We start from the raw sequence: 14,948 nt of genomic DNA on the forward strand, positions 1-14,948 counted from the left end.
ACCACGCATCCTTACGCAGTGGTGAAACAGCGGGCCTTCAACTGTCTCGGCAATATCTGCATCAACTGGTCCCCCAACTGGCCGCAAAAACCTGTTCCAGCGTCACTTGCGGCGATTGCGGATCGATGTCGAAAACATCCGACCGGGCGGTCCACATCACCATATCGATGATGACTTCTTCGCCCGCCTCGACGGTCGGCACGGGAAGGGCGCCCAGCGCGGCATCGAGTTCGTCTGGCGTTAGCTCGCCATGTTGGGCGGCGATGGCCGCCTCTTCGATGTTGGAAAACCACGCCTCGGCTTTAGTCAGCCGAACGGGAGCCTCAGCAAGCTGCGCGACGACAGTCAAAGGGAATTGCCTGCCGACCCTGTCGGCGCTCTGCACGATGATGCCCGCCGATGCGCCGAAGGAAGCCGGGCCAGCCAGGAAACGCAGCGCGGTTGTGCTTGGCCAAAATTCCGAGCCGATCAGCGGGACGAGATGCTGCGCCAGCCAGCGGTCCCAGCTGCGGACAAAGTCTCCCGGCAGTCGCCGCGCCACGAAATCCCCGGTGGCGGGCATTTTGCCGTAGAAGCCGGGCACATTCATATCTGCGGCGGGCATGAGAATTTCTTGAACATTTGCAGATTGTAGGGATTCTCGACGCTGGCGGCCTTGAGCTCGAAATCGGCGTACATGCCTTTCGTGCCCAGGCGCAGGCTGTAGACATCGGTCAGCGACGTGCCGGCGAAACGGCCGCTGCGCAGCATCCTCAGCCACGCCCAGCTGCCGGTCTCGTTGAGCATGATTTCGGGCGAACCGTCGATGGGCTGGAAGGCGAGCGAGATGACCCCGGTGCCGTCCTTGCCGGGCCAGGTCATCGGTTGCGGCCGCGTCGCGTTGTTGAAGTAGACGAGGCTCTGGCCATCGAGATTGAGCGTCACGCGCGTGACGTTCGGAGACAGGTCTTTCGGTTCGAGCGTGAAGCTCATCATCGGGCCAGTGCCACCAGGAAAGAGATCGTCGCGGATCCGCCTGGCCTGCTCGAACGCCGCCAGCGCCGACGGGTCGAGGCCGAAGTCGGCACGCCATTTCCACGGCTGGCTGGCCGTGTCCACATAGCTGATCAAATGGTCGTTGATGAAGGCATCGATCAGACCCGCCGGGCCGAACAGGCGGGCGAAATCGCGGACATTGACGTCCACCGCGCTTTCGGGGCTGAACGGATAGCGATCGTTGAGCGCCGCCTGGCAGAAAGGCAGGATGTCGGCACGCCAGATGGCGTTGAGCTCCGAGGTGACCGCCTTTTGCGTCAACCCGCTGGTGTCGCCGGCGACACCGCCGAGCCAATCGTCGATCGGATCGGGCAGGATCTGCGCTTGCCTGGCGACCGCTCCCGTCAGCTCGGCGAGGCCGCCCTGCTTCTTGATGGCGTCCTGAGGGTCGGGATTGGCCGTGACCGTCTGCAGCACGTTGGACAGCGCCGTCAGAGCCACCACCGCGGCGTCGAGTGCCGGCGGCTGGCCGTCGACCTCGGCGATTGCACCCTTGAGTGGCTTGAAGTGCTCGGCCACCAGATTGCCGGTAAGATCCACTTCATCGGCCGAGCCCGCGCGTGGAAGCAGCTTTGCCCCCGTTTTCACGATCTTGCCAAGCTTGCCGAGTTTGCCGAGCAGTTTCGAGCCGCCCTTGGCCGCGGCTTTGTCGTCGGCCGGCGCTTCATCGGACCGGGTAAGGTCGGTCTCCTGAACGACCGCGGTAAGCAGGCGTTTCAGTGCTGAATCGGCGCTGGAGAGATCCTTCAGATTTTCGCTGGCCACATTGAGATCGGTCAACGGCGCCAGCCTCATATCACGCAGGAAGCTGTCCCATTGCGCGATATAATCGTCGTAATAGAGCTTCAGGATATCCTCGGACAGCGCCGACACCGACGTTTCCGAGTTCTCGGAGCAGCCCCCGGCGAAGACCGCCCGATCGAGCGCCGCTTGTGCGGCCACATCCTCGATCCGGTCGAGAACGGCATCGTGGAAGCCCGCATAGGTGAAGGCTCCCGAAACGCCGACACGAAGCGTCTTGTCGGAGCGGCGCGCAAAAACCTTGGCACCGTTCGGGCCGGCGAAATTCGCCGGGATCCACTCCTTGAGCCCGGCCACCGCCGGATCGGCCAGCAACTGCTTGTAGGCACGTGCCGGCAACGAGATCGTGCACACCGTTTTGAGCGCTTCGGCAACCAAGGCCTGGTCGGGCTCGATATAGCTTGCGTCGACGGTCATCCGGCGGATGGCGGCAAGCTGATGCTCTTCGGCATCGGCGGTTGGAAACGGTGCCGCGACGGCGAATTCGGGCAGGCTGTTTACCCACCAGTTCTGGGCGAAATCCGTGTCCATCTGCGACAGACCCGTCATCATGCGATAGGCCTTGAGCGCGCCGAGCATGAAATCCGGATCGCGGATCTGCCGCCACATGGTGGCCTCAAGAAGCGCCACCATGTGCGGCTCAAGCACGTTGCGCAGGGCGTGGTCGTACGTGTCGGTCTGGGCCCGCACCAGTTCCGCCGAGGCTGATGGCCCGAGCAGATCCTGGACAGCGCCCGGCGGTGGTGTCCGGGCACTTGCGACAGCGTCCATCGCCTCGAGCGCGCGATCCATGGCGGGTTGCTGCACCGATGCCGGGTCCGCGGCGGCCGAGGTCAGCGGGGTTTGCAGGGCCTCGAACTGGCTGGCCTGGGCCGTAATTGCGTTGCGGTTGTCAAGATAGGACCAGGTGAAGAGGCCGCCGGCCAGCAGCGCCGCTGCCGCACAAGCAGCCGCCGCACCCCGCCAGATCCAGGTGCGTCGGCGTTGCGCAAGGGGGTCGAACGTACCGAGACCTGCTTCCTTGAAGATGACTTCGGTGAGCAGGTTCTTCAGGAAGAAGCTGCGTTTCTCGACCCTTTGCGCGGGCAGGGCCCGCCGTGGCGGAAGACCGAAGGACGACGACAGCGCCGCGGTCAGCCGATCGATCGGTGCCCCTTCCTGCGTCGCCGATGTCAGGTAGAGGCCGCGCAGCCAGGCGGCCTCTTCATACCGGCTTTCGCCGAACATCGCCTCGACCAGCACCTGGATCGGTTCGGACAGGCTTGCGAGTTGGGCGGGAAACCTGAAGATTTCGGCACGGGCGGCGAGTTTTTCCTCATCCTCCAGGCGCGGCACCAGCCGCCACTCGAGTTGTGTCGCCAGCGTCGAAATTTCGCGCTCGATGGTCTTGGCATCCACGCGCGCATCCAGCGCGAAAGTCGTTCCCCATACCTGCTCGCGTGAGGCGGTGGACAAGCCGCCGAAGAAGGCCTCGAAGCCCTTGATCAGATCGGCCTTGGTCAGCATCAGATAGACCGGAAGGCGGATTTCAAGCCGGTCGTTGAGCTCGGCCAACCGTCGGCGGATCTTGCGGCCGTGCGCCTTGATGGCTTCGTCACCCTCCGAAAGCACGTCGATCGAAAGCGCGACGATCACGCCGTTAAGGGCGCGGCGGCCGCGATGCTTCTTCAGAAGATCAAGAAAGCCCAGCCATTCCGCCGCGTCGACGTCTGGCTGGCTCTCCTGCTGCACATAGCGGCCGGCGGTGTCGATCAGAACCGCGTTCTCGGAAAAGAACCAGTCGCAGTTGCGCGTGCCGCCGACACCTTGCAGGTCGTCGGTGAGGTCGATCGGAAAGTTCAGTCCGGACTGCCGCAGGGCCGTGGTCTTGCCGGTGGCCGGCGGCCCGACGATCACATACCACGGCATCTCGCGCAGAAACTTGCGTCCGCCCAGCTTGCGACGCCTCAGTTCGGCCATGACCTCGGCGAACTTGGCCCCTACGGCAGCGACGTTCTCTTCGCCGGGGCTCAGCGGCTTTTCCACCGCAGGCGCGGCAATCTCGGCGATGAACAGGCGGTTGGCGCGGATCGCCCGGCGCTGGGCGACGATCAGCCAGATCAGCCAGAAGATGACCAGCAGCGCGACGATGACGATGCGCACATTCTCGGAGGCGAACGGTTCGTAGGGACCGACCCTGACGATCGGACCGAACACCCAGACGACCAGGGAAAGCAGCGTGATGCCGATCAAGGTCCACAGCCAGCGCGATGTCAGAACCGCCCAGAGGAAGCGCAGGATGAACATCTCACAGCCTCTTTTCGACGAGCACCTCGACGCGGCGGTTCAAGGCTCGCCCCTCGCGCGTGCTGTCGCTGGCCACTGGATCGGTTGCGGCGCGGCCCTCGGAATGGACGCGGTCCCCCGGCACCCCATTCTGGACCAGCATGTCGGCAATCGTCTGGGCGCGAGCCTCGGACAGTCGCTGGTTGGTCGACAGCGGATTGGTCTTTTGCAGAGGAACGCTGTCCGTATGACCAACCACCGTGATGTTCCCGATCAGCTCCTGATTGGCGAGGATCACCTTGGCAATCGAACCGATCAGGGGCTCGAAGCCTTCGGTCAGTTGCGGCCGCGACGACTGGAACAGTTCGGGATTGGAGGCCTGGATGATCAGCTTGGCCAACGAGACGCTCTCGGTGCCGCTGAGCGCGGATTTGAGCTCGGCCGGCGCCCCGGCTTGAAATTCAGGCAACAGCGCAAAATCCACTTTTTCCGGGGGCGGGGCATCGACCTTGGGCGACGTACGGCTGACGTCACCGCGCGCGGGCGGCGGCAGCGCCCGCACAAGGGCGGAAAGCTCGACCGCCTGGCTGCTCAGTCCCATCGAGAGCCCGATATGAATTGCCGTGGCAACAACCGCCGCACCGAGTGCCATGACCCAGATCGGAACGATGAAGCGCTGCGGCTCGTCGGATGCGATCACGCCCTTCCAGTTTGGCGACAGCGGCGCGCCTTCGGCATCGGCATCGCGCAGGAAGCGGGCTGCCGCCACGCGAACCGCATTGAGCGAGCGATCGCCTGACCGGCCAGGCACGCGATATTTGCCGCGAAAGCCGAGCGCCATGCAATCATATTGCAGCTCCAGCAGTTCCCGATCGCGGTTGGGATGGCGTTCCAGTTCGTCGAGACGCGTGAAGAACTGCGTGCCGGCATCGACATCGCCGCGCAGCATGACCACAAGCGGCTGCCGCGGCCAGGCGCTGGCGCCGCCCCATGGCGTGTTCAGGGCCAGATCGTCGAGCAAAGCCGCCACGACCCAGGCTGCCTGGTCGGCCCTCTCCATCGAGGACCCCGTCGACATTGCCGTGTCGCGTGCCCGAACCAGTTCTTCAAGCAGCCGGGTGCGCAGCGCTTCCGGGTTCTCCGGCGGCAGCGCGCTTTCAAGCTCGGGAGCGAATTCGAGCAGGGGCGCGAATGCGTTGACCAGCGCGTTCGGGTGGGTGCGAGACCGTTTTACCGCCGCGCCCGGCAACAGCGGCGCCATCGGCCGCGGCACCGGCGCTCCGGTCAATCGTATGCGAGTGCGTTCGCGATCCTCCGACAGTCCGAAAGGATCATCGCGGCTCATGATCTCACCTGTTCACCGAATAGCAGTCCACCTGCGGCTCGCTTGGCAACACGCCCGAAACCCCGATGACGAAGCCGGGAGCATCGAGCAGTGACGCCCAATGCTCGCTTTTCTGGTCCAGCTCGAGGCATAGCCGATCGCCATCGTAAGGGATCTCGCGCGGTTGGGAATGAAGCGGTTTCAGCGGAATACCGGGCAAACGGGACTTCCACAGGCCCTCGAACTGGTCGGCCGAGCCGACAGTCGCCTGATTGACGAATATCTTGCGCAGCGCGTCCTCCGACAACTCCGAACCGACCCGGATGACGATCCGGCTGGCCACCAGCAGCTTTGGATTGTCGATGCGTATTTTCCAGACATTGGTCGAATGCCGCATGACAGGCAGCGCACGCGATTTCGGTTCGATGTAACGCAGGCTGAGGATGAGCGAGCGCAGCGCATCCGCCAGCGCCGAATAGGCGGGGCCGGGCGCCATATGGTCGTAAGCGGGCAATTCGCCCAGCCGCCGCGCGCTCGATCCGTAGGTCGCCATCGAACCGGCGAGCCCGGCGAGTTCAAGGTAAAGCTCGGCCGGATGGAAGACATCCTGCGCCAGCATGTGGGCCAGCCGCGGACGCGCCGCATTGGCGAGATTGAGCATCAGCAGATCTTCGACACTGCGCCCAGGCCCACCCATGACCATCTTGCCATGCGCCTCGGCGATCTGGTCGAGGCCTGTGACGACTTCCAGAAGCAATTGCCGATACCAGGTCACCGCGCCGGTAACCAACGCGGGTGGCAGGAAGGTCTCGTCCAGAGAGACGCCGCCGTCAGCTCGAACCCCCTTGAGGTCGGCAATCGGCAAGCCTGTGTAGCCACCGACCGACTTGCCAGGCGCAAGCAGCAGCGCTTGCGGCCGGGCGATCTCGATCTCTTCAGGATCTGAACCGCCCTGGACGGCGTCACGCACCGAAACGATCCGCCCGTGATATCGCGCTCCCGAGGCGGCGGCGTGCGCTGGATCGAAACCGATGCCGCCCGGAGGCTCCAGCGGCAGGGCGACCAGCACCCGTCCGGCGGCCGTGTCCGGGGTGACCGGCAATGGTCGCGGCGCGTCCATCATGTCTGGAATGGAAAAAGGCGTCCCATCCGGAAAGATGCCTCGTGCGGACAGGATCGAGATCTGGCCGGCGTCCAGCAATGCCTGGTCCAGCGTCAGCTGCTGAAAGCCGAACGTATGCAGTTGCCCGGCCTGCAACGCGCCGCGCACCGTCGCCTCGAAAAAACGATCCTGCTGCTGGAAATGCTGGGTCCGCAGGAAAAGGCCCTCGGACCACAGCACCCTGTTTGCATCGCTCATGCCGCTACATCCTGCATTGAGCTCCCCTTGCCCTGGCCGCTAGGCGGAAATGCCGCCGCTGCCAATCGTGACGTTGACCGTAAACTGTGATCCTGCCGATACCGATTTGGTTGTTCGCCAGTTCCGGCCTCCGGGCTCGCGGATAAGCGCAACGAAGCCCAGCGCCGTCGCGTCCGGCTCGACCGTGATGGTCTTGGACGCGGTCTTCCCCGGCCCGACGGCGATCTGGTCCGATCCGATGAGGTCGCCCCCGAGCGCCGAGCCGGCATCCCCCTGCAGCGCAAAATAATCGGCTGAGTTGAATTTCCCGGTGCTGCGCAGACGCATCACGAGGACCGTCACCGGACGGTCACCGCCCCCTGGTCCCGGATTCATGCCGGCCCCGCCGGTCACGTTGACGGTGATCACCGATGGTTTCGGCGGACCGCTCTGGCAAGCGGCGAGCAGTCCGGTCGCACCTAGGGCAACGACGAATTCACGTCGATCGATCATGTCTCACTCCTCCTCATATGCATCCCGAAAATCGGCGCCGATTTCGCCAAGAAAGCTTTTTTCCGCGCTCTCGGCGATTTCACGATGGCGTTTCTGGTAAAGCTCCCACAGCTTGGCGCCGCGCCCGCCTGAAAGCAGCGTGCCGATCGCGGAATTCGATTTCAGCTCTTCCTCGATCGCTGCCGGGTCAAAACGGTCGATCATCCGCCGCAAGGCAGCCTGTACGCCACGCCAGGCGCGCACGTGATGTTGAGCGAGATCGCGAACCGCATCGGCGATTGCCGCTTCGCCGGCGAGAAATCCGGGGCTGCGCTCGGCGATAAGGGTGACGATGGCGTCGTCGACCGTCGGCAGAAACTTGAGCGGATTGACCTCAGAGGCCCCGACCACGGTCTGGGCGACGCGCGCGTTTCCCTTCTCCTCGGCCCGCTTGCGCAGAAGCTGCATCAGGCCTTCCATCATCAGCCGATATTCGCGGCCAAACTTCTCCATTTCCGCAACGGTGTCGCGCCCGGGGAAATCGGCTTCCTCGACCCCCATGCCGTGCAGGAATGCGGAGCGAAGCGTGATGTCCCCCAGCTGCGCCGCTGCCGGCAGGCGGGCGGGTTTGGCAGCGGCACCTGTCCGCGCTGGAGGCGGGACATCCGCCGCTTGCACGGGTAAATCCCAGGGGTTGGCGGATTGCGGTCGTTTGGCGATGCGCTCGCGCTGCACGGCCGAGCCCTTGCCGTTTGCCGCACCGGTCGCCGGGGCTGGTCCGAAACCAAAATCATCGCTGAAATCGGACGGCTTTCCCTGGGCAGATTGGGCTCCGCTGCCGGGGGACGGCACGGGGTCGAGGCTGAATGGGTCCGCCTGGTTCGCCGCGCCGCCCGGTTCAAGGTAAGGGGCGGCGTCTTTCGACACAGGTGTTGAAACCGGATCGAGGCTGAACGGGTCATCGAAAGCAGGCGAGTTGCGCTGGCCGGAGGCGACACGCTCGAATGCGCCCGGAACCGGCTGCTCGAACGGGTTTGGCAGATCGGCCGGACGCGGCCGTCGCGGCTCTTCTTCGACCGGGGCGGAAAAGAAGTCATCGCGGCCGATGCTCACCGGCGCCCGGGATGCCGGCGGCAGGCGTTCCGGGACCGGCTGGCCGGCCGCTTGTGCCTGGGCGGTTGGCGTCTGCAGGTCGACATGTACGACGTAGTCGCCCAGTCTCAGCCGCATGCCGCTTAGAAGGCGCGTTGACTTGCCGGCCCCGAGCGGGCTGTCGGAGTCGTTTATGAACAATCCGCTGCTTGACGTATCGGTGACGAAATATCCATCTCGCCCGCCCGAAATCTTGCAATGAGCGCGCGAAACGAACATGTCGGGATCGTCGATCTGCCAGCCTGCGTCCGCGCTGCGGCCGATCACCAGCTCGCCATCGTCCAGCCGGGTCTGCCGTACCGCCTGGGTACGCGGCCCTTGCTCCAGCGTCAGCAGCAGGCTCATGCCGCGACCCCCGCCATTTCCGGCCGCCATCCGACGATTGTCCGCAGCCGCATGTCGTCAGCATCGCCCCTTTCAGTGGGCCGCGCAAGCCAGGCGGTCCGGCCGAGCTGTACCGCTCCGATACGGGGCTGCGGCACTGCTTCACGCGCAAGCACGATGCGCAGGTCGACGTCGAGCGATTCCCCGACCATGTCGCGAACGGCTTGCTTGAAGAGTTTGAGCCGCTGGCCGCCAGGCAGGAACGCTTTGAAGGCCTCGTACCCCAGCGGGCCGACACGCAGTTCGATCCTGCTTTGGCGATTGAAAACGCGTGGGCCGATCGTCGCCCCTCGGCCGAGTCCTGCATAGGCTTTGGCAAGGCGGGTCTGGAGCCCGGTTGGTATGATTATCCAGGAGGCGATGAACTCTTTGATCTGAACCGGCACCTTGAACGCCTCCGCCAGGAACAGCGTCAGCCGTTCCGGGCCATCGACCTGGCTGGCGAGCGAAGCCGCCTGGCGAAGCTTCACCGTATCGAGATCGGTGTTCTGGGTGCCCGGGAGTCCGAGTCCCGCCATGGCTTCAAGCATGGCGCGAACGCGCCCGCCGACCGCGCGCTCGACCTGTACCGCCGGATGCGCATCCGCCCACGCCCGATAATACAGGGCGATCATGCGGTGTTGCAGCACGTTGACGAAGTCCATGAATGTCGTGTCACTGGTTTGCTGCGCGTCAGCGCCGGTGAACCAGCGCTGCGAAAGGCGATCGAGCACCCAGCGCGTCAAATGCAGCGGCATGGGACCTTCAGGTCCCATCAGGCCGAGATTTGCCACGGTGACCCTGGCGGGGGCCTTGTCGTTCGCGTCGCGGAATTCAACCACGTCCCTGGCCGAAAAACTCAGGCGCACGTGCTGTCCGAGCCTTGCCGGCTCGCGTTCCGGCGAGCCGGAATAGCCGAACAGCCCGCCCCGCCGTTCGAGCCGGCGCAACAGCTCGAAGAAGTCGAACGCTTCGGACAATCCCTCAGCCCAGTTCGGGTCGACTGCCTCTAGATCAGGTAGCGATTGCCGGGCGTCATCGGCCATGGCACATCCTCCTGCTTCTGCAGCAGCCGCGTGCGGGTCCGCACAAAGCCGTTTATTCCGGCATGACGGGCAAACAGCCGCGCCAGCAACGCCGAAAGCAGCAATGTGCTTTGCCCTGCCAGGACCGACTGGTCCACATGCAATGTCACTTCGGTGCCGCGCCCGAAGCACATCGGCCCGTCGATCTGCAGCCGTTCGATGACCGACCGCGAGTCGATACGGACGATCGAATGTACGTTGCGGGCAAGGCTCGGATCGCCGCGGTCGGCATAGAGGTCGAGCAGCGCATGCAGCGGATCGACGCCGCGGCCCTCCTTGGCAAGGCTGAGAAAGTTGAGCGCCAACTGTGCCACGAGCCGCCAGGCGAGATTGTCGGCCCGGGATTCTCCCGCCGCGCCCGCCGGCAACGCCGCGGGAATGGCCGGGCGAGGCGGACGCAGCGCGCCGAGAAGCCGCACCGTCTCGACCGGATCGCCGGCCTCCAGCGTCAAGGTAGGATTGTCGTCGAGGATCGGCAGATCGCGGTTGGTACAAAGTGCCACGACGTCGACACGCTTCAGCGGCCGGTTCGCCTGACTTTCCACCGGGCGTGAAATCGCCAGGAAAACATCGTCCCCTGTGTAAGAGGTGCGGGTCAGCCCGTCGCGCCGCTCCTCTTCCGTCGCACGGCGCGGGCGACGCTCGGTGGAATAGACCCAGCCACTGCCGCGATTCTGACCCAGGCTGAAGAGCTCTGGAATTTCGGCATCGCTGCTCCCCGTGTCGGCGTCTTCGACGCGGATGACCCGGTAGATTTCGAAGTCGCGCGCCCGCGTTCGGTCGGCATGCAGCACCTGGCGCGTCTTGCGCGGATCAAGCTCGATGACGTTGCACTCACGTTCGAAGAGATTGATGATCGGCGTTGCGAAAAGCTCGAAATCAGCCGGTGTCAGGTCGGCTAGCTCAGGTACTGGACGCCTGAACATAAAGATGATCTCCAGCCCGGCCGCGCATCGGCGCACGACGGGCAGCAGCCCGGAAATCCGCGCATAGTGAAAGCGCTCGGGCATCATGAAATATTCGCGCAGCAGACGGTACCCCTCAAATGTCGGGCGGGTACGAGGCATCAGGGCCTCTTCGTCGCTGATGCCGATCATTTCGGGTTCCGGCAAGGACGATACGGGATTGGTCTTGCCTTCCGCGCGCGCGCCAACGGCCGAGCAGGCGCCGAAAATCGCGTCGAAAAGCAGTGGCGCCTTTGTGCGCCCGGCAAAATAGAGATCAAGCCGGTCGAGCAACAGTTCGTCGAGCCTGCCCTTTCCTGTCCGAGCCAGCACGATGCGGAGTGCCGCCTCGCCACCAACACCGCCGATCGGCGCTATGCCGGCCGCCGCGAGCGCGCTGCGATCTTGAAAGTAGCTTACCGAAGTGACCGCTATCGGCCACAGGGTGATGTCCTGGGCGGTGGTGAACGTGCAGCGCGTCGAAAGGCCGGGCTGCAGGCCGGAGACCAGCCGGGTGTTGCGCTTGACGACATGGCCGGCAACCATCGACTGGACCTGCTGCCCGGGTTTGAGCACCACCATGGCCGTTGCCGGCGCCGGCGTGACCAGATCTGGATACAGGACGTCCAGCACGCTGCGTGAAAACCGCGAGCGCTCCGCATCAACCTTCAGCCGGGTGCGCGCGGCGAGGAAGGCGACGCCGTCGAGCAGCCGTTCGACGTAAGGATCCGGGCAGGGCACCGTATCGAGGGAAAGGTTGCGCGCCACCGCCGGATGCATGTCGGCAAATTCCGCCGCAAGGCCCCGGATATGGGTCAGTTCCTCCTCGTAATATTCTACGAAGACCCGATCCACCTCAGGCCTCCCTAATTTCGGTCCGCGCCAAGCCGTTATCGAGATTAATCGTCGTGCGCAGGCGCATGCGTTCCGGCGTCGGCGTCATGATCAGCACGGCGTCTATCTCGATCTTCAGGCCCACCGTCTTGTCGCCCAAGGTGACCGTCACTTTCGTCGCGCTTTCCTTGAGGCGCGGCTCGAAGGTGGCGAGCACCGAGCGGATTTCGCGCGCCAGTACGTCGCGGTCAAAGTCGCGGGACGACCGGCCCGAGAACGAAGGCACGCCGTAATTGACCACGCTTCGCCGGACCTCCGGAAAATCGGCGAGCGACGGTGGATTATCCGCCACCTGCTCGTTTTCCAGGTCGGAAAGCAGCGGCGTAGCCTCGAAGCGCTCGGTGTTGAACAGAGCCTCGATGTCGCGCCGCACCGCTTCCCTGAGCACGCGGGCCGATACCACCACGCCACGGCTTTCGATCTCGACGCGATGCTGGGTCTGAAAGACCAATCGATGCAGACGCCGTTTCTGATCGGGCGTCAGCTCCGCATCGGCGTCTATGGTCCGCGCACTGCCGGCAGTTAAAGTGTCGAGACGGTCCGCGCCAAGCTCGTCTAGCAAGACATGGCGCAGCCTGTCTATCTCCGAGGTCAGGCCCGGCAGGTCATTGACGAGGCGATCCCAAAGCGACGGCTGCACCGCCTCGCTTTTTGCCCGCAAGCTGCCCGCGATCTGCTGCTTGTCCGGCCGCCGAACCTCACTTGCCGACATAGACATCCATTTCGGCTTCATCATTGCCGTCATAGGCGAACTTGATCTTCTTGTAGGCGAAGCTCACCGCTTCCTCGATCAGGTCTGGCTCATCCTCGGCCTGCGACATGTCGTATTCCATGACGAAGGCGTCAGTCAGGGTAACGACTAGGTAGTCCTTGCTTTCGCCATCGATGGTCCGGCGTGCCGAAAACACCACTTCATCAAGAGCCTTGTTGTCGAACAAGGCCTTTTTCAAATAGGGCGAGGATTTGTCGTAGTGTTTGGTGAACTTTATCATGCCCATGGACACGCGGCCACGGCGCGAGATCGAATTCGGATCATAAGGTGCGACCATCTTATAGTCGACACCATGGATTTCGATCTCGTCCTCATGGCCATCGCGGGTGCTGGGGCCTTTGATGTCAGGAACCTTTAGAAAGCCATCAATCTTCGTAGTTGTGGGCATTGTAACTTCTCCACCGCTTTAAGAAATCAGGATGTTGCTGCAAATCAAGTCTTCACTGACGGCAGTTCCGATACCAGCCGGAGCGAGGCGTTGATGCCTTCCAACTGGTAATGCGGGCGCAGGTAGAAGCGGGCGTTGTAGTAGCCCGGCCGTCCTTCCACGCTGTCCACCTGGACTTCGGCCGCCGCGAGCGGGCGCTTGGCGCGCGCCTTGTCGTCGGCAAAGGCCGGGTTGGCCAGCACGTAACGGTTGATCCATTCGGTCAGCCAGATCTGCATGTCGGACCGCTCCTTGAACGAGCCGACCTTGTCGCGCGCGATCGCCTTGAGGTAGTGGGCGAAGCGCGAGACCGGGAACAGGTACGGCAGGTTGGCGCTCAGCCGCTCGTTCGACTGTGCATCGGGATCGACCAGGCGGCCGGCGCGCGTTTCGTCGTCCTGTAGCGAATGGGCGCCGATGAAGGCCGCCAGATCGGTGTTTTTCCGGTGCAGGATCGGCATCAGGCCAAGCTTGGCCAGTTCGGCCTCGCGCCGGTCGTCGATGGCGACTTCGGTCGGACATTTCATCGCGATCGAGCCGTCGTCGGTCGGGAAGCTGTGCACGGGCAGATTGAGCACCGTGCCCCCATTCTCGACGCCGCGGATCTGCGTGCCCCAGCCAAAGAGCTTGTGGCTGCGGTTGATGTTGACGCCCATCGGGAAGGCAGCGTTCATCCAGACATATTTATTGTGATCGCCCTGCACCTCTTCCTCGAAGGTGAAGCCCTTCACCGGGACGGTGTCGGTGCCATAGGGCAGCCGGGCCAGGACGCGAGGCATGGTCAGGCCGATGTAGCGAGCGTCCTCGCTCTCGCGCAGCGATTGCCACGAGGCATAGGCCGGATTGGAGACGATCTGCTGCAGGTCTTGCGGGTTCGGCAGTTCCTGCCAGCTATCCATGCGGAACAGCCGCGGCGAGGCAGCTGCGATAAACGGCGTGTGCGCCGAGGCACAGATTCCGGAGATATTGCGCAGCAGACCGACGTCGCGCGGATGGTTCGAGAATTCGTAGGCGCCGATGACACAGCCGATCGGCTCGCCGCCAAGCATGGAATACTCGTCCGTATAGACTTTCTTGAAGATCGGGCTCTGGTCCCACATCTGGCCTTCATAGTCCTCGAGCGTGTCGGCCAATTGCTCCTTGGAGATGTTCATCACCCGGATCTTCAGCTTCTGATCCGTCTCGGTATTGTTGACGAGATACCAGAGGCCGCGCCATGTGCCTTCCATTTCGCGCACTTCCGGCGCATGCAGGATTTCGTTGACCTGTGTCGTCAACATCTTGTCGATGCCCGCGATCAGCGACTTGATCGACTTGATCGCATTGGACGAGATGGTCGTGGTATCGGAACGGGACTGTGCCGCGAGCGCGAGATTGCGGACGAGTTGCTGCAGCTTCTCGCTATCGTCCTTCTTGACCTTGAAATCCTTCTCGAGCAGCCCGCTGAATTCTCCGAGGTCGATAGTTTCGGCCTCGGCGACGACGGCAGTCTTTTGCTGTTCAGCCATGACTTACTCCCCTGTCTTGTCGTCGTCGGCGAGTGCCTGGCTGGCGATCTTGCCAAGCAGCGGCTCGTTGTTCAGTAGCTGCGCAATGCGCTTTTCGGCGTCGACACGGCCATCCATGAAGCCGAGCAACTCCTCGAGCTGACGACGCATCTTGAGGATTTCGGCCAGTTGCGGCACCTGCTCGGCGATCTTGTCCGGAGCGAAATCGCCCATTCTGGAAAATGTAAGATCGAGCGCCAGTTCCTCGTCGCGCTCCTGACCTTCGGCCTGCGGCAGCGTATTCTTCACCCGGGCTTTGACGCGGGGCCCGAGCGCCTCCATGAACTTGGGGAAGCGGTTCGCGTCGGTCTCGACAAAGGAGCGGTCCAGCACCGACTTCGACGCTTCCTTGGTTTGCGAAGCACCGGAAAGGTCGGCCATCACACCCATGACGAACGGCAGTTCGATCGTCGTCGGGCTACCGTAGGTTTCCACGTCGTAGGCGATCTGCACCCGCGGCGCGCGATTTCGTTCGATAACCTTCGCTTTGCTTTCGGCTGGCATGTGC

At 63.6% G+C, this 14,948-nt stretch carries 12 protein-coding genes; all 12 read right to left on the reverse strand.

The features are described 5' to 3' along the window. Window positions 1-61 precede the first annotated feature (61 nt). From tagF to tssB, 12 genes are read right to left on the reverse strand one after another with little or no spacing between them, the layout of a single operon-like run. Window positions 62-604, reverse strand: coding sequence for a type VI secretion system-associated protein TagF (gene tagF / locus NKI49_RS01340; protein WP_352598118.1), 543 nt, complete (start codon window positions 602-604; stop codon window positions 62-64). Then, on the reverse strand, window positions 586-4,122 hold the full coding sequence (tssM, locus tag NKI49_RS01345) for a type VI secretion system membrane subunit TssM (RefSeq protein WP_352598117.1): 3,537 nt from the start codon (window positions 4,120-4,122) through the stop codon (window positions 586-588). Before tssM ends, tagF begins: the two co-directional genes overlap by 19 nt. 1 nt (window position 4,123) lies before the next feature. After that, complete coding sequence (gene icmH / locus NKI49_RS01350; RefSeq protein ID WP_352598116.1) at window positions 4,124-5,446, reverse strand: type IVB secretion system protein IcmH/DotU; 1,323 nt, start codon at window positions 5,444-5,446, stop codon at window positions 4,124-4,126. 4 nt (window positions 5,447-5,450) lie between these two features. Then, window positions 5,451-6,785: a type VI secretion system baseplate subunit TssK gene (gene tssK / locus NKI49_RS01355; protein WP_352598115.1), complete on the reverse strand. Its 1,335-nt coding sequence runs from the start codon at window positions 6,783-6,785 to the stop codon at window positions 5,451-5,453. A 39-nt stretch (window positions 6,786-6,824) separates the two neighbouring features. Then, the gene (gene tssJ / locus NKI49_RS01360; RefSeq protein ID WP_352598114.1) at window positions 6,825-7,277 is read right to left on the reverse strand and encodes a type VI secretion system lipoprotein TssJ; all 453 of its coding nucleotides are present in this window, start codon (window positions 7,275-7,277) and stop codon (window positions 6,825-6,827) included. A 3-nt stretch (window positions 7,278-7,280) separates the two neighbouring features. After that, complete coding sequence (gene tagH / locus NKI49_RS01365; protein WP_352598113.1) at window positions 7,281-8,753, reverse strand: type VI secretion system-associated FHA domain protein TagH; 1,473 nt, start codon at window positions 8,751-8,753, stop codon at window positions 7,281-7,283. Then, a complete protein-coding gene (gene tssG / locus NKI49_RS01370) occupies window positions 8,750-9,817 on the reverse strand; it encodes a type VI secretion system baseplate subunit TssG (RefSeq protein WP_352598112.1) in 1,068 nt (355 codons plus the stop codon). Before tssG ends, tagH begins: the two co-directional genes overlap by 4 nt. Further along, a complete protein-coding gene (tssF, locus tag NKI49_RS01375; protein WP_352598111.1) occupies window positions 9,781-11,655 on the reverse strand; it encodes a type VI secretion system baseplate subunit TssF in 1,875 nt (624 codons plus the stop codon). Before tssF ends, tssG begins: the two co-directional genes overlap by 37 nt. A gap of 1 nt (window position 11,656) precedes the next feature. After that, a complete protein-coding gene (gene tssE / locus NKI49_RS01380) occupies window positions 11,657-12,406 on the reverse strand; it encodes a type VI secretion system baseplate subunit TssE (protein WP_352598334.1) in 750 nt (249 codons plus the stop codon). Next, on the reverse strand, window positions 12,393-12,854 hold the full coding sequence (locus tag NKI49_RS01385; RefSeq protein ID WP_352598110.1) for an Hcp family type VI secretion system effector: 462 nt from the start codon (window positions 12,852-12,854) through the stop codon (window positions 12,393-12,395). The genes tssE and NKI49_RS01385 overlap by 14 nt, the downstream gene beginning before the upstream one ends. Window positions 12,855-12,898: 44 nt before the next feature. Then, complete coding sequence (gene tssC, locus NKI49_RS01390; protein ID WP_352598109.1) at window positions 12,899-14,401, reverse strand: type VI secretion system contractile sheath large subunit; 1,503 nt, start codon at window positions 14,399-14,401, stop codon at window positions 12,899-12,901. 3 nt (window positions 14,402-14,404) lie between these two features. Beyond that, on the reverse strand, window positions 14,405-14,944 hold the full coding sequence (gene tssB, locus NKI49_RS01395) for a type VI secretion system contractile sheath small subunit (RefSeq protein ID WP_352598108.1): 540 nt from the start codon (window positions 14,942-14,944) through the stop codon (window positions 14,405-14,407). Window positions 14,945-14,948 lie beyond the last annotated feature (4 nt).

Source organism: Mesorhizobium sp. M0587, from assembly GCF_040320945.1.
In the GTDB taxonomy this organism is placed as follows: domain Bacteria; phylum Pseudomonadota; class Alphaproteobacteria; order Rhizobiales; family Rhizobiaceae; genus Mesorhizobium.